The sequence below is a fragment of the Prevotella heparinolytica genome, assembly GCF_004342845.1.
In the GTDB taxonomy this organism is placed as follows: Bacteria; Bacteroidota; Bacteroidia; order Bacteroidales; family Bacteroidaceae; genus Bacteroides; species Bacteroides heparinolyticus.
On sequence record NZ_SLXB01000014.1, the window covers coordinates 65871 to 87130 of the forward strand.

At 45.6% G+C, this 21260-nt stretch carries 14 protein-coding genes and 1 CRISPR repeat array; of the genes, 10 read left to right on the top strand and 4 right to left on the bottom strand.

The window, feature by feature from the left end; translation table 11 throughout:
• Window positions 1–366: 366 nt before the first annotated feature.
• A complete protein-coding gene (locus EV202_RS08335) occupies window positions 367–1404 on the bottom strand; it encodes an asparaginase (RefSeq protein WP_106069257.1) in 1038 nt (345 codons plus the stop codon).
• Window positions 1405–1967: 563 nt separating this feature from the next.
• Between EV202_RS08335 and thrA the strand changes: the two genes are divergently transcribed.
• The 10 genes from thrA to cas2 all read left to right on the top strand — a co-directional run bounded on the left by thrA (window position 1968) and on the right by cas2 (window position 15274).
• Entirely contained in the window at window positions 1968–4400 is a 2433-nt protein-coding gene (gene thrA / locus EV202_RS08345) for a bifunctional aspartate kinase/homoserine dehydrogenase I (protein WP_131926675.1), read from the top strand.
• An 18-nt stretch (window positions 4401–4418) separates the two neighbouring features.
• The gene (locus EV202_RS08350; protein WP_106069255.1) at window positions 4419–5693 is read left to right on the top strand and encodes a cofactor-independent phosphoglycerate mutase; all 1275 of its coding nucleotides are present in this window, start codon (window positions 4419–4421) and stop codon (window positions 5691–5693) included.
• A 32-nt stretch (window positions 5694–5725) separates the two neighbouring features.
• Window positions 5726–7039 carry a threonine synthase gene (gene thrC / locus EV202_RS08355; protein ID WP_131926677.1) on the top strand — a complete coding sequence of 438 codons (1314 nt, stop codon included), beginning with the start codon at window positions 5726–5728 and terminating at the stop codon, window positions 7037–7039.
• A 603-nt stretch (window positions 7040–7642) separates the two neighbouring features.
• Complete coding sequence (gene cas9 / locus EV202_RS08360) at window positions 7643–11953, top strand: type II CRISPR RNA-guided endonuclease Cas9 (RefSeq protein WP_106069253.1); 4311 nt, start codon at window positions 7643–7645, stop codon at window positions 11951–11953.
• A gap of 37 nt (window positions 11954–11990) precedes the next feature.
• On the top strand, window positions 11991–12965 hold the full coding sequence (locus tag EV202_RS08365; RefSeq protein WP_131926679.1) for an IS982 family transposase: 975 nt from the start codon (window positions 11991–11993) through the stop codon (window positions 12963–12965).
• Between the two features lie 32 nt (window positions 12966–12997).
• On the top strand, window positions 12998–13621 hold the full coding sequence (gene rhuM, locus EV202_RS15165) for a RhuM family protein (RefSeq protein ID WP_207903436.1): 624 nt from the start codon (window positions 12998–13000) through the stop codon (window positions 13619–13621).
• Between the two features lie 37 nt (window positions 13622–13658).
• Window positions 13659–13748, top strand: a complete 90-nt coding sequence (locus EV202_RS15395; RefSeq protein ID WP_262494717.1) for a virulence RhuM family protein — start codon at window positions 13659–13661, stop codon at window positions 13746–13748.
• Window positions 13749–13886 carry a virulence RhuM family protein gene (locus EV202_RS15270; RefSeq protein ID WP_234878266.1) on the top strand — a complete coding sequence of 46 codons (138 nt, stop codon included), beginning with the start codon at window positions 13749–13751 and terminating at the stop codon, window positions 13884–13886.
• Window positions 13887–14005: 119 nt separating this feature from the next.
• Complete coding sequence (gene cas1, locus EV202_RS08375) at window positions 14006–14938, top strand: type II CRISPR-associated endonuclease Cas1 (protein WP_106069251.1); 933 nt, start codon at window positions 14006–14008, stop codon at window positions 14936–14938.
• A 3-nt stretch (window positions 14939–14941) separates the two neighbouring features.
• Window positions 14942–15274 (top strand): CRISPR-associated endonuclease Cas2, encoded by a 333-nt coding sequence (cas2, locus tag EV202_RS08380; RefSeq protein ID WP_106069250.1) that lies wholly within the window; start codon window positions 14942–14944, stop codon window positions 15272–15274.
• Between the two features lie 108 nt (window positions 15275–15382).
• Window positions 15383–17503: direct repeats of the CRISPR family, unit length 47 nt; unit sequence GATGTTCCCAATGGTTCAAAGATACTAATTTGAAAGTAAATCACAAC.
• A gap of 145 nt (window positions 17504–17648) precedes the next feature.
• Here cas2 and EV202_RS08385 read toward each other — a convergent pair.
• The 3 genes from EV202_RS08385 to EV202_RS08395 are packed head-to-tail and all read right to left on the bottom strand — an operon-like array spanning window position 17649 to window position 21228.
• Window positions 17649–18308, bottom strand: a complete 660-nt coding sequence (locus tag EV202_RS08385; RefSeq protein ID WP_234878267.1) for a thiamine diphosphokinase — start codon at window positions 18306–18308, stop codon at window positions 17649–17651.
• Entirely contained in the window at window positions 18275–18913 is a 639-nt protein-coding gene (gene pnuC, locus EV202_RS08390) for a nicotinamide riboside transporter PnuC (protein ID WP_106069248.1), read from the bottom strand. Before pnuC ends, EV202_RS08385 begins: the two co-directional genes overlap by 34 nt.
• Window positions 18913–21228 carry a TonB-dependent receptor gene (locus EV202_RS08395; RefSeq protein ID WP_131926681.1) on the bottom strand — a complete coding sequence of 772 codons (2316 nt, stop codon included), beginning with the start codon at window positions 21226–21228 and terminating at the stop codon, window positions 18913–18915. The genes pnuC and EV202_RS08395 overlap by 1 nt, the downstream gene beginning before the upstream one ends.
• Between the last annotated feature and the right edge of the window lie 32 nt (window positions 21229–21260).

Genomic DNA, 21260 nt, shown 5'->3' on the forward strand with positions numbered 1-21260 from the left:
CCGATAGCTGTTTGTCATACAAATAAAACTGTGATATTCCGAAAATACTGCACGGGATGCCGATAATTTCGGAACAACGGCTTCTTATCCGGTAATATCTTGTTACATCAAAGCGGTCTTTCGCGAGGCATCCAACGGGGTATGTATCTTCAGTCCTATACGTAGGCTGCATCAGTCGTATACTGATGTAGGATGAGTCGTATACAGAAGGCACATCAGTCGTATACTGATCCTACCCCCTCTCAGAAGGTGTTCTGGCAGGGGTATTCGGCTTTTATCCTTGGCGACGGATATGCTTTGCAGAAATGGTAAAGGATGATTACATGAATGATGTGCTTCCTATGGTTTGCGGATTGCGGGGGGCTGTCACACCGTAATTTCTCCCGCCAACGGACGTCCCATCAATTCCCGCACTTTGGCAGGCGGGTAATCGTGTCCCAGCAGAAACATCAGTTTGGTTACGGCCGACTCCGTAGTGCTGTCATATCCGCATACCACGCCTGCCTGCATCAGCTGATAGCCGGTTTCGTATCGTTCCATTTCCACTGTCCCGGCGCTGCATTGGGTCACGTTCACGATGACGATGCCTTGTTCGCAGGCATTGCGCAGGCGACGCAGGAACCACTCCTTGCGGGGGGCATTGCCCGAACCGTAGGTTTCGAGCACTACGGCTTTCAGCCCCTCCGTGGCAAGCACGGAGGCAATCACGTTCTCCTGAATGCCGGGGAAAAGTTTCAGTACGGCCACGTTGGTGTCGAGCAAGTAGTGGGGCTTGAGTTCGTGGTGGCGACCGTTCGTGCGAATCTGCACATTATTATATTTAATATGTATGCCGGCCGAGGCAAGTACCGGATAGTTGAATGAACGGAAAGCGTTGAAATTTTCGGCATTCATCTTGGTGGTACGGTTGCCGCGCATCAGGTGGTTCTCGAAGAAGATGGACACTTCGGGCACGATGGGCTGCCCGTTGGGATGGTGCGCCGTGGCAATCTCGATGCTGGTCAGCAGATTTTCCTTGCCGTCTGTGCGGAGCACGCCGATGGGCAACTGGGAGCCGGTCAGGATGACGGGCTTGTTCAGCCCTTCGAGCATGAAGCTGAGGGCGGAAGCGGTATAAGCCATGGTGTCCGTGCCGTGCAGGATGACGAAACCGCTGTACCGGTCGTAGTTGTCGCTGATGATGCGCACTAATTTGCGCCAAGCATCCGGATCCATGTCCGACGAGTCCATGGGAGGGTCGAACTGATATGTATCAATGCGAAACATGAACCGTTGAAGTTCAGGGACATGTTTCTGCAACTGCTCGAAGTTGAAGTTTTCCAAAGCACCGGTTTCCACATTTTCTATCATTCCGATGGTTCCGCCGGTGTATATTAGCAAAACGGAAGTGTTGTCAGGGTTCATACGCACCTTTCTTTCATTTTTTCAATGCAAATATAATGATATATCTTGAGAACGATGGCAGAATGTTAGAAAAGAATGCGTCATATCATTGAATATATTGCGCCGGATGTGTGAAAATGTAAGCCGGGAAAGATGCACTTTTCTTGCCTTTTCAGGAGCTCTCTGCACTTTTATCATAAAAAAGTCGTGAAAAGTGATAGATTGAACGTTTTTATTCTTACTTTTGCAACACTTATCAGAGACGATAGAAACCGGAGGTTATGAACAAGTACTATCAACATACAGTCACATCCATGTGGACCATGACCCTTAGGGGTTAGGGATAGTATTTTGTGTTTCTACGTGTTACACCATTTTTCAAGCAGCTTTTTATTTAATAACGTTTCTCATACCCACTTGCCCGGCGGAAGTATCTGTCAGTCTTGAGCATAGGCGAAGGAGAGCTTCCATTTGGGAATAACGGTATGGTGAATACGGAGACAAGGTGCTCCGGCAGCATTCGGCACGACAGAGGGCCACAGAAGCCGGAAGTATAATTCGGATAATCAGAAAACAACAATACAATGAAAGTAATGAAATTCGGCGGAACGTCCGTGGGCTCCGCCAGCAGTGTTTTGAGTGTCAAGAGAATCGTAGAAGCAGTCGACGAACCGGTCATCGTGGTGGTATCCGCATTGGGCGGCATCACGGACAAGTTAATAAACACCTCCAAGATGGCGGCGGCCGGCGATGCCTCCTATGAGAACGAGTTCCGCGAGATAGTCTATCGCCACGTGGAGATGATAAAAGAGGTGATTCCTGAAGGAGAGGCGCAGGTGGCCTTGCAAAGGCGGGCAGGCGAACTGCTCAATGAGCTGAAAGATATTTTCCAAGGCATCTATCTGATTAAAGACCTTTCGCAAAAAACGTCCGATACGATTGTCAGCTACGGCGAGCGGCTCTCGTCCATTATCTTGGCCCAACTGACGGGGGCGGAATGGTACGACTCGCGCCGGTTCATCAAGACGGAAAAGAAGCATTCCAAGCATGTGCTGGATACGGACCTGACAAACTCGCTGGTGCGCGAGACGTTCGGTACGCTGCCTCGTCGCGCACTGGTTCCCGGCTTCATCTCCACCGACAAGACAACGGGCGAAGTGACGAACTTGGGAAGAGGCGGCTCGGACTATACGGCCGCCATTATTGCCGCCGCACTGGATGCCGACTGTCTGGAAATATGGACGGATGTGGACGGATTCATGACGGCCGACCCGCGTGTCATTTCAACGGCATATACCATCAGCGAGTTGAGCTATGTGGAAGCGACGGAACTCTGCAACTTCGGCGCAAAAGTGGTTTACCCGCCCACCATTTATCCGGTTTGCCACAAGAACATTCCCATTCTGGTGAAGAACACCTTCAATCCCGATGGCGTGGGGACGGTTATCAAACAGGAAGTTTCGCATTCGCAAAGCAAGGCCATCAAAGGTATCTCTTCCATCAACGATACGAGCCTGATTACCGTGCAGGGGCTTGGCATGGTGGGCGTCATCGGCGTAAACTACCGCATCTTCAAGGCATTGGCAAAGAACGGCATCAGCGTGTTTCTGGTGTCTCAGGCCTCTTCGGAGAATTCCACATCCATCGGTGTGCGCAATGCCGATGCCGATTTGGCTTGCGAGGTGCTGAACGAGGAATTTGCCAAAGAGATAGAGATGGGAGAGATTTCGCCGATTCAGGCGGAAAAGAATCTGGCTACGGTAGCCATCGTAGGCGAAAACATGAAGCATACGCCGGGCATCGCCGGCAAACTGTTCGGCACGCTGGGACGCAACGGCATCAATGTGATAGCCTGTGCGCAGGGCGCTTCGGAGACGAATATCTCGTTTGTGGTAGACAACAGGCTGTTGCGTAAATCGCTGAACGTAATACACGACTCTTTCTTCCTGTCCGAATATCAGGTGCTGAACCTCTTCATTTGCGGCATCGGCACCGTGGGCGGCAGTCTGATAGAGCAGATTCACAGCCAACGCCGTAAACTGATGCACGAAAACGGCTTGCAGCTCAATGTGGTGGGTATCGCCGATGCCAACAAGGCCATGTTCAGCCGCGAAGGCCTCGACTTGGAGCGCTTCCGCGAAGAGCTGCAGGCAAAAGGTAAGGAAAGCTCTTTGGAGACCTTGCGCAACGAAATCATCGGCATGAACATCTTCAACTCCGTATTCGTGGACTGCACGGCAAGCGCCGATGTGGCGTCGCTCTACAAAGACCTGCTGCTACACAACATTTCGGTGGTGGCTGCCAATAAGATTGCAGCTTCTTCGGCATACGACAACTACCGCGAGCTGAAGCAGATTGCTCGCCAGCGGGGCGTGAAGTATCTGTTCGAGACGAACGTGGGGGCGGGGCTGCCCATCATCAACACCATCAACGACCTCATTCATAGCGGCGACAAGATCTTGAAGATTGAGGCAATACTGAGCGGTACGCTGAACTACATCTTCAATAAAATCAGTGCCGATGTCCCCTTCAGCAAGACTATCCGGTTGGCGCAGGAAGAGCGCTACTCCGAGCCCGACCCGCGCATCGACCTCAGCGGCAAGGATGTCATCCGCAAGTTGGTGATTCTGGCGCGCGAAGCCGATTATCGGTTGGAGCAGAGCGATGTGGAGACAAACCTCTTCGTGCCCGATGATTTCTTCGAAGGTTCTCTGGACGACTTCTGGAAGAAAGTGCCGAGCCTCGATGCCGATTTCGAGACCCGCCGGCGGGTGTTGGAGGCCGAAAACAAGCATTGGCGTTTCGTGGCCAAGCTGGAGGACGGCAAAGCCTCGGTAGGCTTGCAGGAAGTGGCCTCCAACCATCCGTTCTACGGGCTGGAGGGAAGCAACAACATCATTCTGCTTACCACGGAGCGTTATAAAGAGTATCCCATGATGATACAGGGCTACGGCGCCGGTGCCGGTGTCACGGCTGCGGGCGTATTCGCCGATATCATGAGCATTGCAAACGTTTAACGGATAAGAGACAGGGCAATGAAACACATTATTATATTAGGCGACGGCATGGCCGACCACCCCATAAAAGAGTTGGGCGGGCGCACGTTGTTGCAGGCCGCCGAAACGCCTTATATGGACAAGCTGGCACGCATGGGGCGTGTGGGGCGGTTGCTGACTGTTGCCGAGGGCTTTCATCCGGGCAGCGAGGTAGCCAACATGTCCGTTCTGGGTTATGACCTGCCTACGGTGTACGAAGGTCGCGGTCCGCTCGAAGCGGCAAGCATCGGTGTGGATTTGCAACCGGGCGAAATGGCGATGCGTTGCAACATAGTCTGCATAGAAGGCAACCTTATAAAGAACCATTCTGCCGGGCACATCTCCACCGAGGAGGCGGACGTGCTGGTGAAATACCTGCAGGAACACTTGGGCGACGACCGTGTGCGCTTCTATACGGGTGTGCAATACCGCCATTTGTTAGTGATAAAAGGGGGAGACAAGCGCATCGACTGCACACCGCCGCACGATGTGCCTTTGCAACCTTTCCGCCCGTTGATGGTGAAGCCGATGGAGGGTACGGAGGACATCGCGGTACCCGAAGGGGAAGCGGAATTAACTCCCCGGCAAACGGCCGATCTGATAAACGGCCTGATTCTACGTTCGCAAGAACTGTTGCGCCAACATCCCGTCAACCTGCAGCGCATGGCCGGGGGGAAAGACCCTGCCAACAGTATATGGCCGTGGAGTCCCGGCTATCGCCCGAAGATGGAACGCCTTTCCGACAAGTTCCCGCAAGTGAGGCGGGGTGCCGTGATTTCCGCCGTCGATTTGATTAACGGTATCGGCCGCTATGCCGGATTGCGCCGAATTGCCGTGCAGGGAGCTACCGGACTGTACGACACCAACTACGAGAACAAGGTGGCCGCCGCCCTCGATGCCTTAAAGACGGACGACTTCGTTTATCTGCACATCGAGGCCAGCGATGAGGCCGGCCACGAGGGCAATGTCGCACTGAAGCGGCTGACCATCGAAAACTTGGACCGGCGGGTCGTAAGGCCTCTCTACGAAGCATTGAAAGAGAGCGAAGAGCCTGTTGCCATCGCCCTGCTGCCCGACCACCCCACACCTTGCGAAATCCGCACACACACGGCCGAGCCTGTTCCTTTCCTCATCTGGCATCCGGGCATCGAGCCGGACGGGGTGCGGACGTTCGACGAGGTGGCTGCCTGCAACGGCAGCTACGGACTGCTGAAGGAAGACGAGTTTATCAATGAATTCATGAAAGAACCTCGCCTCCTTCGTCCCTTTAAATAATTTAATCGCTAATCATTCACTTTCCATCGATCATGAAATATTACAGTACCAACAAGCAAGCTCCCGAAGCCACCCTCGAAGAAGCTGTGGTGCGCGGACTTGCCTCCGACAAGGGGCTTTTCATGCCTTTTTCCATCAAGCCCCTGCCGCAAGCATTTTACGACAGCATAGACACACTCGGCTTTCAGGAGATAGCCTGCCGCGTGGCCGATGCGTTCTTCGGCGAAGATGTTCCTGCTGATACGCTGAAGCAGATAGTATATGACACCCTGAGTTTCGACGTTCCTTTGGTGAAAGTGACGGACGACATTTATTCCCTCGAACTGTTTCACGGGCCTACGCTCGCCTTCAAGGATGTGGGCGGGCGTTTCATGGCACGTCTGTTGGGACATTTCATCAGGAAAGAGGGCAAGAAGCAGGTGAACGTATTGGTTGCCACCTCTGGCGACACGGGCAGCGCCGTGGCCAATGGCTTCCTTGGCGTGGAGGGCATCCACGTATATGTACTCTACCCGAAAGGTAAGGTCAGCGACATTCAGGAAAAACAGTTCACCACTTTGGGACGCAACATCACTGCCCTTGAGGTAGACGGCACGTTCGACGATTGTCAGGCATTGGTGAAATCGGCCTTTATGAACAAGGAGCTCAACGGGCGTTTGCTGCTCACCAGCGCCAACTCCATCAACGTGGCCCGCTTCCTGCCGCAAGCCTTCTACTATTTCCATGCCTATGCACAGTTGAAGCGTGCCGGCAGGGCGGACAATGTCGTCATCTGTGTGCCCAGCGGCAATTTCGGCAACATCACCGCCGGACTTTTCGGCAAGCGTATGGGTCTGCCCGTGAAACGTTTCATCGCCTCCAACAACCGCAACGACATTTTCTATCAATACCTTCGGACGGGCGTTTATACGCCACGTCCAAGCATAGCCACCATTGCCAATGCCATGGATGTGGGCAATCCCAGCAACTTTGCCCGTGTGCTCGACCTCTACGGAGGCAATCATGCCGCCATCACCGCCGAAATCAGTGGGGCTGCCTATACCGACGGGCAGATAGCCGAAACCATGAAAACGGTTTGGCAGCAGAAGCATTACCTGCTCGACCCTCACGGCGCATGTGGCTTCCGTGCCTTGTCCGAAGGTCTCCGGCCGGGCGAGACAGGCGTCTTTCTGGAGACTGCCCACCCTGCAAAATTCAAAGATACGGTAGAAGGGATTATCGGCGAAACAGTAGCGATACCTGAGAAACTTCAAGCCTTTATGCGGGGCACGAAGCAGAGCCTGCCCATGTCGAAGGAGTTTGCCGACTTCAAGCACTGTTTGTTAACGATGAGCGGTGGACGATAAGCGATTAGTGCCCCGCTAAACACTAATCGCTCACCGCTAATTACCGCTACCGTCGTTTCTGTCAGCCTGTACCCGCGGTATATATCGCAGATGATTTCCTGCGGAATGCCCGTCACCATCGGCCGGATGCATTTCTCCATCTTCATAGCGTGCGTATTGCAACGGTAGGTGCGAGTAGAGTGCATGCGGCAGCAGGGCGCGGTTGTTGGCTGTGGGAGATGCACTGTCATGCCGATCTGTATAAGCTCGATTCCTGCGTGTTTCCGTTCATTTCTCTACTCCTGACGAATTCTTATTCTGGTTGCCCGTTCTCTCCGGGCCTGAACTTTCACAGTCTATGCTTATGCCAATTGTGGGGTGCTGCCTGGTGTAGGTAGGCCTTCGGTTTTGCGGTAACGACCAATGAGGCATAGCTGATTTGTTTTTAGTAGCCAAAAAAAGGACGAAGCAAATGCCCCGCCCTAAATGTTTTCACAACGGAATAATCCTTATTGTGATTTGCTTCAAATTAGTGATACAAAGATAATGAATAATTTTATTATAATGTTTGTTTATGGGGAAAAATTAATATATTTGGGGTGTTGTGATAAAACAAGTTAAATTATGAAGAAGATATTAGGATTGGATCTGGGTACTAATAGTATCGGTTGGGCATTGGTGAATGAAGCAGAAAATAAAGATGAAAGGTCATCGATTGTTAAGCTTGGTGTGAGAGTAAATCCTCTGACGGTAGATGAATTGACTAATTTTGAGAAAGGGAAGAGCATTACGACCAATGCGGATAGAACACTCAAGAGAAGCATGCGGTGTAATCTGCAACGCTACAAACTTCGTCGTGATACGTTGGTGGAAGTGTTGAAAGAATACAAATTGATAACAAAAGATACTATACTTTCAGAAAATGGTAATCGAACAACTTTTGAGACATACCGATTAAGGGCGAAAGCGGCAACTGAGGAAATCTCGTTGGAAGAGTTTGCGCGTGTATTGCTGATGATTAACAAAAAACGTGGTTATAAAAGTAGCAGGAAAGCAAAGGGAACTGAAGAAGGCAGGTTGATTGACGGTATGGATATAGCTCGTGAACTATATAATAACAACCTTACGCCTGGTGAATTATGCCTGCAACTGCTTGATGCAGGTAAGAAGTTCTTACCCGATTTTTATCGTTCTGATTTGCAAAATGAACTTGATAGAATATGGGAAAAACAAAAAGAATATTATACGGATATTCTTACTGATGTATTAAAAGAAGAGTTGAGAGGGAAAAAACGCGATGCTGTTTGGGCCATTTGTTCCAAATATTTCGTTTGGAAAGAATCCTATACAGAATGGAACAACGAGAAAAGCAAAACTGAACAACAGGAAAGGGAGCATAAACTGGAAGGTATTTATGGTAAACGGAAAAGGGATGAAGCAAAAAAAGAGAATCTGCAATGGCGGGTAAATGGTTTGAAGGAAAAGCTGTCGTTGGAACAATTGGTTATTGTTTTGCAAGAAATGAATACCCAAATCAATAACTCAAGCGGTTATCTTGGTGCAATCAGTGATAGGAGCAAGGAGTTGTATTTCAATAAACAAACTGTCGGGCAGTATCAAATGAAAATGCTGGATAAGAATCCCAATGTGAGCTTGCGGAATATGGTGTTCTATCGCCAAGATTATTTGGATGAGTTTAATATGCTTTGGGAAAAACAAGCTGTATATCATAAAGAACTGACAGAAGAATTGAAAAAAGACATCCGTGATATTATTATTTTCTATCAGCGTAGCTTGAAGAGTCAGAAAGGATTAATCAGTTTTTGCGAGTTTGAAAGTCGGCAGATAGAGGTAGAGATGGATGGCAAGAAAAAGATTAAAACTGTAGGTAATCGAGTGATACCCCGTTCTTCTCCTTTGTTCCAAGAATTTAAAATATGGCAGATACTAAACAACATAGAACTAACCGTTGTCGGCAAGAAAAGTAAACGAAGAAAACCGAAAGATAATTCTCCTGCTCTTTTTGACGAACTTGACGGTACAGGACAATTGGAACTGAGTGGCAGACGTTATTTGTATCAAGAAGAAAAAGATTTGCTTGCCCAAGAACTTTTTGTTCGTGATAAGATGACAAAGTCAGAGGTCTTGAAATTGTTGTTTGATAATCCACAGGAATTGGATTTAAATTTTAAAACGATTGATGGTAATAAGACGGGATATGCGTTGTTTCAGGCATATAGTAAAATGATCGAGATGTCCGGGCATGAACCTGTTGACTTCAAACAATCGGTTGAGAAGATTATTGAACATGTAAAAGCTGTTTTTGATCTTCTTAATTGGAATACGGACATTCTATGTTTTAACTCGAATGAAGAGTTGGACAATCAACCTTATTATAAACTCTGGCATTTATTGTATTCTTTTGAGGGGGACAATACGACAACAGGAAACGGTAGGTTGGTTCAAAGGATGGCAGAACAGTATGGCTTTGAGAAAGTATACGCTACTATATTGGCAAATGTTACTTTTCAAGATGATTATGGCAGTCTGAGCGCAAAAGCTATTCATAAGATTCTACCTTATTTGAAAGAAGGCAATCGGTATGATGTGGCTTGCGCGTATGCCGGATACAGGCATTCAAAGTCGTCATTAACCAAGGAAGAGATAGCAACCAAGGAATTGAAAGACAGACTTATGCTTCTTCCCAAGAATAGTCTGCGCAATCCTGTGGTGGAAAAGATTCTGAACCAGATGGTAAACGTAATCAATGCCATTATAGACACTTATGGTAAACCGGATGAAATACGTGTAGAACTTGCTCGTGAGTTGAAGAAGAATGCCAAAGAGCGTGAAGAGCTGACTAAATCCATTGCACAAGCTACCAAAGCGCATGAAGAATACAAGGAGCTTTTACAGAAAGAGTTTGGTTTGATAAATGTAAGCCGTACTGATATTCTGCGTTACAAGCTTTACAAAGAGTTAGAATCGTGTGGGTATAAAACGCTTTATTCTAATACGTATATTCCGAGAGAAAAATTGTTTAGTAAAGAGTTTGATATTGAACATATCATTCCGCAAGCACGACTTTTTGATGATAGCTTTTCAAATAAAACACTTGAAGCTCGTAATGTAAATATTGAAAAAGGGAATAAAACAGCGTATGATTTTGTGAAAGAAAAATTCGGTGAAAGCGGGTCTGACAATAGTTTAGAACATTATTTAAATAATATCGAAGACTTGTTTAAGTCAGGGAAAATATCAAGAAGCAAATATAATAAACTGAAAATGACTGAGCAGGATATTCCTGACGGCTTTATTGAACGTGACCTACGTAATACGCAATATATTGCCAAAAAGGCTCTGTCTATGTTGAATGAGATTTCTCGTCGTGTGGTTGCTACAAGTGGTTCGGTAACTGACAAGTTACGTGAGGATTGGCAGTTGGTTGATTTGATGAAAGAATTGAACTGGGAAAAGTATAAGGCATTAGGACTGGTTGAATATTTTGAGGATAGAGACGGAAAGCAAATAGGTAGAATCAAGGATTGGACGAAACGGAATGATCATCGTCATCATGCGATGGACGCATTGACTGTAGCATTTACAAAGGATGTATTCATTCAGTATTTTAATAACAAAAACGCCAGTCTGAATGCAAACACGAATGAGTATCTAATAAAGAACAAGTATTTTCAAAATGGTAGGGCGATTGCGCCCATGCCATTGGGAGAGTTCCGCGCAGAAGCCAAAAAGTACTTGGAGAATATTTTAATTTCGATTAAAGCGAAGAATAAGGTTATTACGGATAATATTAACAAGACGAAGAAAAGGGGCGGTATGAATAAGAAAGTGCAACAGACACCACGTGGGCAGTTGCATCTGGAAACAATCTATGGTAGTGGCAAGCAATATTTGGCAAGAGAAGAAAAGGTGAATGCTTCGTTTGATATCGGGAAAATTATGACTGTAAGCAAACCTGCTTATAGAGATGCATTGTTGAAACGTTTACATGAAAATGGTAATGATCCGAAGAAAGCGTTTGCCGGCAAGAATTCACCGGATAAACAACCTATTTGGCTGGATAAGGAACAAACGAGGAAAGTTCCTGAGAATGTGAAAACTGTAACATTTGAAACGATTTATACTATACGTAAAGAAATCTCTCCTGATTTGAAAGTTGATAAGGTAATAGATGCTGGTGTCCGGAAAATACTAACTGACAGATTAAATGAGTGGGGTAATGATGCAAAAAAGGCATTCTCCAACCTTGATGAAAACCCTATTTGGCTGAATAAAGAGAAAGGTATATCTATTAAGCGAGTTGCAATTTTAGGAATCAGTAATGCGTTGTCATTGCATGTGAAAAAGGATAAGAATGGAAAACCTGTATTAGATGAGAATGGTAAAAATATTCCTGTGGATTTTGTTAATACAGGCAATAATCACCACGTGGCAGTTTATCGTAGGCCGGTTATAGATAAGAAGGGACAATTGATGGTTGACGAGGCTGGTAATCCCAAATATGAACTGGAGGAGATTGTGGTTAGTTTCTTTGAGGCAGTGACAAGAGCAAATCTTGGTCAACCGATTATAGACAAGGATTATAAAACGAGCGAAGGCTGGCAATTCCTTTTCAGTATGAAACAAAATGAATATTTTGTTTTTCCAAATGAAAAAACCGGATTTAATCCGAAAGAGATTGATTTGCTTGATGCGGAGAATTATGGGGTGATAAGTCCTAATTTATTTAGGGTGCAGAAATTCTCTCATAAAAATTATGTTTTTAGACATCATTTAGAAACAACAATCAAGGATACAAAGCCAATTTTGAGAGGTATTACTTGGATAGATTTTCGTAGTTCAAAGGGCTTGGACGCTATTGTTAAAGTCCGTGTTAACCATATTGGCCAAATAGTGGCAATAGGAGAATATTAATATAACCTGTTGGCGGAATTAAATTGATAAAAGATTTATGTATAAAAAGTTGTGCATATTATTGATATTTAGTAAATTAAAGGTAGCAAAACTTTTAATAAACAAATATCGTATGCACAACCTATATACAATATTCGCAAAAATCCTGAACATATGCAAGCAAATAGCCGGCAATTTAGTCAATGAATCAGGAAATGTGTCAAGAAGAGGAGTAGTTCCCAAATTTTCAGACCTTGAAGTGGTGGCTTTGAACATGACATCAGAGGCTGTTGGTATTGACAGTGAGTCATTGTTGTTTGCAAAGCTACAGGAGTATAGAATGGAAATACCTAACCTTATATCCCGCAGACAATACAATGACAGACGTAAAATTACTTCGTCCCTATGTAATGCAATCCGAGAAAGAATGGCCGCAGAAATGGATGGAGGCGAAGACTATTTCTGCATTGATTCGAAGCCGATAGAAGTATGTCGCATTGCCCGTTCCAAGCGTTGCTGTATGGGAAAGAAGGATTTTGAGAAAGCACCGTCAATCGGATACTGTGCATCACAAGGCATGTATTATTACGGATACAAACTCCAAGCGATCTGCGGGTTAAGTGGTGTTATCCATTCCTTTGACCTCACCAAGGCAAGTGTGCATGACATTCATTACCTGAAGGATGTGAAGGTGGACTATAGTAATTGTAGAGTCATAGGGGACAAAGGATATATAAGTGCCCAAGTGCAATTGGATCTGTTTGAAACCGCCAATATCAGGCTGGAGGCACCATGCAGGTGCAACCTGAAAGAATGGAAGCCTGTATTTCTGGCTTTTGCCAAGGCGAGAAAAAGAATCGAAACCCTGTTCTCGCAATTGTGTGACCAGTTCATGATTATAAGGAATTATGCGAAAGATACGGATGGATTGTTTGCCCGGATTATCGGGAAGATTAGCGCACTTACAATCCTCCAATATATTAACTACAAAAATGAAAAGCCCATTGGCCGAGTTAAATATGCGCTATTTTAATTCCGCCAACGGGTTAATATAATGAATGGCTAATGAACAAAAACAATAATAATACCTCAATTTCATCTGATTTCTTTCTCTATAAAGACAGCAATGAAGAAGTGAACGTTGAAATCTATATCTTTAATGAAACGGTTTGGCTGCCACAAGACAAGATTGCACAATTGTTTGGAGTAGACAGAAGTGTGGTGGCTAAACATTTAAAGAATGTATATAAAAGCGGAGAATTATTAAAAAAGGCAACTTGTGCAAAACTTGCACAAGTTCAAACTGGGGGTACAAGACAGGTCACAAGGCAGATTGAGTTTTATAATCTCGACACTATCTTATCCGTAGGCTACCCTGTTAACAGTACTCAAACCATACATTTTAGATTTTGGGCAAATGGTGTGCTGAAAGAATATCTGATTAAGGGGGCTATGAACGATGAGCGATTGAAGAATCCGCAAATGCTATTTGGTAAGGATTATTTTGAAGAACAGTTATCCCGTATTCGTGACATTCGTAGCAGCGAACGACGCTTCTATCAGAAAATAACTGATATTTATTCACAATGCAGTGCGGACTATAAAGCGGATAGCGATGTAACCAAGAAGTTTTTTGTAACTGTTCAGAATAAGTTGTATTGGGTTCATTTCCGGGCAAACAGCAGCTGAGATTATTGTTTCTCGTGCGGATGCCGATAAACCTAATATGGGATTGACTACTTGGAAGAATGCACCCTACGAAATGATACACAAACCGGATGTTTCTATTGTAAAGAACTATCTTAATGAAACATAAATGGATGATTTGAACCGTATTGTTTCGATGTATCTGGATTATGCAGAGCGTCAAGCGAAAAAAACAAGTGATGTACATGAAAGATTGGGTGAGAAAGCTGGTCTTGCACTTCAACGAAGAAGCCGTGCTACAACATAGCGGGTAGGTGAGCCACAAGATTGCCAAGGCATTAGCGGAGCGGAAATATGACAAATTCCATGTTAGACAACTCCAGAGCTACGAATCGGATTTTGACAAACTTTTAAAAGGAATGAGCCATGATTAAGAAAACACTTTATTTCGGAAATCCTGTTTATCTATCATTACGAAATGCACAGCTGGTCATCAAGCTGCCTGATGTAGAAAAAGTAACCGCCTTACCGGAAACGTTGAAAAAGCAGGCGGAAGTAACGAAACCTATAGAGGACATTGGAATCGTCGTGTTGGATAACAAGCAGATAACCATCACTTCCAGTGTGTTGGAGGCTTTGCTTGAGAATAACTGTTCCGTAATCACTTGTGATAGTAAGAGTATGCCAGTCGGATTAATGCTTCCTCTTTATGGAAATACTACGCAGAATGAGCGCTTCCGTAAACAATTAGATGCTTCACTTCCTTTGAAGAAACAACTCTGGCAGCAAACAATTCAAACGAAAATCAACAATCAGGCATCTGTACTCAAAGATTGTGTAGACGGGGAAGTAAAGTGTATGCGTGTTTGGGCTGCCAATGTGCGTAGTGGCGACCCAGATAATTTGGAAGCACGTGCTGCTGCATATTATTGGAAGTCTTTATTTGCTGATGTTGATGGTTTTACTCGGGAACGTGAAGGAATTTCTCCCAACAATCTATTAAACTATGGATATGCCATTCTTCGTGCGGTGGTGGCACGTGGGTTGGTAATAAGCGGGTTACTTCCTACGTTGGGTATCCATCATCACAATCGTTACAACGCCTATTGTTTAGCGGATGATATAATGGAACCCTATCGTCCTTATGTGGATGAGGTAGTGTTTAGTTTGATACAAGAGTATGGAAAAAATGCGGAGTTGACAAAAGAGATAAAAGCTCGATTGCTTACAGTTCCGACATTGGAAGTGGCAATTGGAGGCAAGCGCAGTCCGTTGATGGTTGCGGTGGGGCAAACTACTGCTTCGCTTTATAAATGTTTCAATGGAGAGCTTCGTAGAGTTGCTTATCCCGAACGATAGATTATGGATCGCTTTAGTGAATATCGTATTATGTGGGTGCTTGTTCTTTTTGATTTGCCAACTGAGACGAAGAAAGAAAAGAAAGCTTATGCGGATTTCAGAAAGAATCTGCAAAAGGACGGTTTTACGATGTTCCAGTTTTCCATTTACGTGCGCCATTGTGCCAGTAGCGAGAATGCGGCAGTACATATAAAAAGAGTTAAATCTTTTCTCCCGGAATTTGGGCATGTTGGAATCATGTGTATTACAGACAAACAATTTGGAGATATAGAACTTTTTTATGGAAAAAAGGTGCAGAATGTCAATACACCTGGACAGCAATTAGAGTTGTTTTAGAAAATAAAATCTCGCATTGATGCGAGATTTTGGGCTGGAAACACTCTTCTTTTTTCTTTCTCTGGTTGTTTTTTAACTCATTGGAAAGTAATGTGTTATGAGGATTATGATGTTCCCAATGGTTCAAAGATACTAATTTGAAAGTAAATCACAACTACTGATATAAAGGAATTCTTAATGTCTGAGATGTTCCCAATGGTTCAAAGATACTAATTTGAAAGTAAATCACAACTCCAATGCCGTTCGCTATATGCAAGGATGGCGATGTTCCCAATGGTTCAAAGATACTAATTTGAAAGTAAATCACAACTAACTTTGTGATATTTGATGAAAATGCTGCGATGTTCCCAATGGTTCAAAGATACTAATTTGAAAGTAAATCACAACTGCATAGCCATTGACAGATAGTCGGTTTCTGATGTTCCCAATGGTTCAAAGATACTAATTTGAAAGTAAATCACAACTCTTGTTTCCTCCATCCGTGATGCATTACGATGTTCCCAATGGTTCAAAGATACTAATTTGAAAGTAAATCACAACTATATAATGACGGATCCACTTTTCAGCGTGATGTTCCCAATGGTTCAAAGATACTAATTTGAAAGTAAATCACAACGAATATCCTGTTGTTATTTCTTATATTGTGATGTTCCCAATGGTTCAAAGATACTAATTTGAAAGTAAATCACAACACCTTTAAGGAGTTCAACACCCTAAAGGCAGATGTTCCCAATGGTTCAAAGATACTAATTTGAAAGTAAATCACAACAACGCCTTGGTGCTGGTTCCGCGCGTCACCGATGTTCCCAATGGTTCAAAGATACTAATTTGAAAGTAAATCACAACATACGCGATAGCATCTACGTGCGCGAAAAGGATGTTCCCAATGGTTCAAAGATACTAATTTGAAAGTAAATCACAACACGCGCATAGAGCGTTACCGGCTAACCGATGATGTTCCCAATGGTTCAAAGATACTAATTTGAAAGTAAATCACAACAAGCGTTCCTGCTCTCATTCCGTGGTATCGGATGTTCCCAATGGTTCAAAGATACTAATTTGAAAGTAAATCACAACAGGGCAGGATAGTGCGGCTTACTGGTGTGAGATGTTCCCAATGGTTCAAAGATACTAATTTGAAAGTAAATCACAACACATACGAACGGCATCCGATTTATTAGGAAGATGTTCCCAATGGTTCAAAGATACTAATTTGAAAGTAAATCACAACATAATACCGCTTCCAACCAGTTCTGCATGGGATGTTCCCAATGGTTCAAAGATACTAATTTGAAAGTAAATCACAACACCTCGCATACGATTGTAATGACCTTGGCGATGTTCCCAATGGTTCAAAGATACTAATTTGAAAGTAAATCACAACTCCCACTGGTCACGCGACCACACGTTGACGGATGTTCCCAATGGTTCAAAGATACTAATTTGAAAGTAAATCACAACACACGGTATGGCTCTCCACGTAATTACTTTGATGTTCCCAATGGTTCAAAGATACTAATTTGAAAGTAAATCACAACATAATAGCCGCCAGCAGCGAGTTTTTTTTAGATGTTCCCAATGGTTCAAAGATACTAATTTGAAAGTAAATCACAACTCCCACGCCTCTCTTATCCAGGGCTTATCCGATGTTCCCAATGGTTCAAAGATACTAATTTGAAAGTAAATCACAACTCTCGGTCGCGCCCCGTTGTTTGACTGTTAGATGTTCCCAATGGTTCAAAGATACTAATTTGAAAGTAAATCACAACCTTCGGTCGCCTCCCCATTGTTTGACTGTTGATGTTCCCAATGGTTCAAAGATACTAATTTGAAAGTAAATCACAACTACTTCGTAATGTCAAAAGACTGCTTAATAGATGTTCCCAATGGTTCAAAGATACTAATTTGAAAGTAAATCACAACACCTACGCGGATAAACTGATGCCTATTATAGATGTTCCCAATGGTTCAAAGATACTAATTTGAAAGTAAATCACAACAATTGTCGATAAAAGGTCATGGAAAAGACGATGTTCCCAATGGTTCAAAGATACTAATTTGAAAGTAAATCACAACTACTCAATCCAGTTTTGTTTCGTTAAGAGAGATGTTCCCAATGGTTCAAAGATACTAATTTGAAAGTAAATCACAACTACTCCTTGAGTATTGTTTCCCGCCACAAGATGTTCCCAATGGTTCAAAGATACTAATTTGAAAGTAAATCACAACTATCTGGTAGAGTCAAAAGATACCTTAATAGATGTTCCCAATGGTTCAAAGATACTAATCTGAGAAAAAACTGTCTTTGAACAGATTTTCGTCAATGACAGGCTAATGCCAATGTTTTATTCTTATGTCTAAATCTAATCTCTAACTAATAATTGATTATCACCAGATACTCTCCCTTTGCTTCAATGGTGAATTCGATGCCGGTGCACTCGTTGAGTGTGCCCTGCCACCAGTTGGTGAAGTCACTGAGAGGATAGACCAGCCTCTCGGCATGCAGGTTGCAGGCAGTGAAGTTGATGATGGAAACTTGTTGTCCCGGTCGGCAGGGAAAGGAGCAGGCGTCCCGGCAGGGGATGATGGCGCTGTAGTCGGTATAGGTGCATACATCGGCGCCCACACGCATATAGTCGATAAGCAGGCTGATGTTTCCCAGCGTGTGGTCTTCGCGTTTGCCCGTGGCGCCTACAATGGCGATGCGCTGTTTGCCCTGTGCCAGCAGGAAGTTGACGGCTTTGGTCTGGTCGTTGGTATCTTGATCGCTGATGCGATGAAGAAGATGCCCGTAGCGGAGCATATTCTCTTTGCTCAGCGAATCTCCGTCGCCGATAATGGCGTCGGGTATGTTGCCCCGGCTGATGTATTCATCAGCAGCGCCGTCGCAACACACCACGTAAGGCGCTTTTGCCAATACCTCCGATGGCAGAGGATGGGCGGGATATTCTCCGTTAGCCAGAACTACCGCTTCGGCTTTGTTATGTATATTCTTCACTGTCATCTGTCCGCCTCCTCCATCATTCGTTTCCATTTAAAGTAGCCGAAGATAGCGATAATTGTGTAAAGTGCATAGAGAGCGGCAGTAAAATGAAGTTCTTTGTAAATGTACAGGCCGGCACTTACGGCATCTACAGCTATCCATACCCACCATTGCTCCACATATTTGCGTGCCAGCATCCACATGCCGATGATACTGAGTGCGGTGGTGAAGGAGTCTAACCAAGGCACATTGCTGTCGGTGAATTCGATTAATATCCGGGCAATACCGACGAAAGCAACGACAAAGACGGCGGCAAGGGGCGACAGGTAGTGCTTGGGTATGTGGGTAATGGGCAGTTCCGTCTTCTGTCCTTTTGTTCTTTTGTCCTCTCCCCTTTGTGGTGCGCAACTTTTCCGTCTCAAAATAGTTCGTCGCAGGAATGCCCCGTACCTCCACATAACCCAACCGTAGACGGCCGCCCCCAGATAGTAAATATTGATGCCGAAGTCGGCATACAACCCCGCTTCGTAATAGACAAAGATGTAGACGGCAGGCATGACGATGCCTGCTATCCATAGATAGATGCTTGCCCGATACTCCAACCAGAGGTAGAGCAACCCGATGAGCGTGCCCGCGATTTCGAGTGCCTGCTCCATCAGAAATTGATTGCTATATGTCCCAGAATGTTGGTACCGGCTTGCGCGGCATAGCCCGCATAGTTGTAGCGCACCTTGTTATTCTGTTTGTCGAGACTGTAACCACTGCCGGCATAGCCGTTGTTCTCGTACTCTTCATTGAAGAGGTTGTAGACGGTGCAGCCTACAGTGACGGATTTCACTTTAGGCAGCTTGAAGGTGTAGGAAAGGTGCAGGTTGCTGACAAAGTAAGCGTCGAGCATGCAGTCGTCCTGCTTGGCGTTGCTCATGTATTGCTTGCCTACGTATTGCGACTGCAAGGAAGCCTCGAATCCTTTATACGTATAACCGAAGCGGTTGTTCAGAATAAAACCGGGCGAGAAGGCAATGGGGGTGTCGCCATGCTTGATGACCCATGCTTCGGTGCCGGCTTCCTCGCCTTTGAACAGCGTTTCGGTAAAGTTCTTTATGCGGTTTTTGCTCAGTGTGGCATTGGCATCCCATTGGAAGCCGCAATTCAGTTTGATGCCTGCCATCAGCTCGATACCCATGCGGTAGCTGTCCGGAACATTGTTTGCCATCGGCTCGCCTATTTCGTTCAGCTCTCCCGTCAGCACTAACTGGTCTTTGTAGTCCATGTAATAGAAGTTGGCGCCTGCGTGCAGCCACGAGTTGGCAAAGGTATATCCTATTTCGTAGTCGAACAGACGCTCGGCTGCGGGATGTTTGGTGAAGTATCCGTCGGTGTAGTTGTTGCGCGTAGGCTCTTTATGTGCCACGCTGAACGAACCGTACAGGCGGCTGTTACGGTCTATCTGCCATGACAAGCCGGCTTTGGGATTGAAGAAGTCGAACTTTTCATCAATGTTCAGCTTCTGCATGCCGGGATTGGCGGCTGTCCAATCGTATTTGTCGTTCAGTCCGTCTATCTTATAACCGATGTGGTGGTATTGAAGGTCGATGTAGGCGCTGAGTCCGCCAAACAGCTCGTAGTTGGCTTTCAGATAGAGGTTGCCGTCGTTCTTGATGGCGTTGTTGCGGTAGTAGTCGTTATCCGGATTCAGCATCCCGATGTAGTTCTTTACCCAGAGCACTTTGCCGAAATGGTCGCCGTCGTATCGGTTCAGACCGCCTCCCAATGCGGCATACAGGCGGTCGGTCTTGTAGTTGACGGAGAAGATACCTCCTCCGAACCGGTTGTCCATTGCCTTTTTGCGTACAAGGTCGCTTTTCTTTACGGTTTCACCGTTGTGTGTAAAAGGAAGCATGCCGTATTCGGAGAGTGTACGCCTGCCTTTGTATTCCTGATAATATCCGTCGCCTTTGGTGTAGTGCAGACCGATGTTCAGGTTCCACCGTGAAGTGAAATTGTGGTTGAACAACAACTGGTAGTGCTTCTGCGTATAATTATCAGTTTGGTCATCATAGAAGTGGAGTCTTCCGCCTTGTTCCAGCAACGGAGTGACTTTGGGAAGGTTGTAGTCATAGGTTATGTCGGGCTGATGTACGTTGCCGTTTTTGTCTTCGATATACATATATCCGCATGAATTGAAGCGGCGTCCGAAGGTCTTCATCGCTTCCTTGCTGGCATAGTTCCAAGCGTGATAGGTGCGCTCCTTGCCGGCAAACGTAATCAGTTTGATGGAACTGTTGTCCGTGTAATAACCTCCTTGCAGGTAGTAGGAATTCAAAGCCACGGAAGCCCTGTCTATATATCCGTCTGTGCCGATGTTTGAGAGGCGTACGTCGAACGACCAATGTCCGTCAATCAATCCCGTTCCGGCTTTTACGGTCGCTTTGCGGGTGTTGAACGAACCGTATGAACCATTGAATTCGGCATACGGCTTGAGTGAGAAGTCGCCTGTTTGCATGTTGATACTGGCGCCGAAAGCTCCTGCACCGTTGGTCGATGTGCCTGCGCCACGTTGTACCTGCATGTCTTTGACGGAGGAGGCAAAGTCGGGCATATTCACCCAGAACACGTTGTGGCTCTCCGCATCGTTGATGGGCACTCCGTTGGAGGTGACGTTGATGCGTGTTCCGTCCGTGCCGCGTACTCGCAACGTGGTGTAACCGACTCCCGCTCCGGCATCGCTGGTGGTGATGGCAGAGGGTGTCATACTTAGCAGATAGGGCAGGTCTTGACCGAAGTTCTGTTTTTTCAACTGCTCTTTACCGATATTGGTGAATGCTACCGGTGTGGTTCCCGTGGCTCGTGTGGAGATGATTTCCACCTCTTGCAGGTTCACGACCCGTATGCTGTCCTTTTCGCGGGTCTGTGCGCAGATACTGATTGCTGCCGTCAGCAGGCAGACTGCCATTGCATTTCTCTTCATTTGCAATATTTGTTTAGATTAATACAGAAAAG

Excerpts from the sequence above, each read along its gene's own strand:
- EV202_RS08365 (WP_131926679.1), top strand. The coding sequence starts at position 11,991 with ATGTATAAAAAGTTGTGCATATTATTGATATTTAGTAAATTAAAGGTA.
- pnuC (WP_106069248.1), bottom strand. The coding sequence starts at position 18,913 with ATGGAGCAGGCACTCGAAATCGCGGGCACGCTCATCGGGTTGCTCTAC.
- cas9 (WP_106069253.1), top strand. The coding sequence starts at position 7,643 with ATGAAGAAGATATTAGGATTGGATCTGGGTACTAATAGTATCGGTTGG.
- thrA (WP_131926675.1), top strand. The coding sequence starts at position 1,968 with ATGAAAGTAATGAAATTCGGCGGAACGTCCGTGGGCTCCGCCAGCAGT.
- EV202_RS15270 (WP_234878266.1), top strand. The coding sequence starts at position 13,749 with ATGGATGATTTGAACCGTATTGTTTCGATGTATCTGGATTATGCAGAG.
- EV202_RS08385 (WP_234878267.1), bottom strand. The coding sequence starts at position 18,308 with ATGGAAACGAATGATGGAGGAGGCGGACAGATGACAGTGAAGAATATA.
- EV202_RS08395 (WP_131926681.1), bottom strand. The coding sequence starts at position 21,228 with ATGAAGAGAAATGCAATGGCAGTCTGCCTGCTGACGGCAGCAATCAGT.
- EV202_RS08335 (WP_106069257.1), bottom strand. The coding sequence starts at position 1,404 with ATGAACCCTGACAACACTTCCGTTTTGCTAATATACACCGGCGGAACC.
- cas1 (WP_106069251.1), top strand. The coding sequence starts at position 14,006 with ATGATTAAGAAAACACTTTATTTCGGAAATCCTGTTTATCTATCATTA.
- cas2 (WP_106069250.1), top strand. The coding sequence starts at position 14,942 with ATGGATCGCTTTAGTGAATATCGTATTATGTGGGTGCTTGTTCTTTTT.
- thrC (WP_131926677.1), top strand. The coding sequence starts at position 5,726 with ATGAAATATTACAGTACCAACAAGCAAGCTCCCGAAGCCACCCTCGAA.
- EV202_RS08350 (WP_106069255.1), top strand. The coding sequence starts at position 4,419 with ATGAAACACATTATTATATTAGGCGACGGCATGGCCGACCACCCCATA.
- rhuM (WP_207903436.1), top strand. The coding sequence starts at position 12,998 with ATGAACAAAAACAATAATAATACCTCAATTTCATCTGATTTCTTTCTC.
- EV202_RS15395 (WP_262494717.1), top strand. The coding sequence starts at position 13,659 with ATGGGATTGACTACTTGGAAGAATGCACCCTACGAAATGATACACAAA.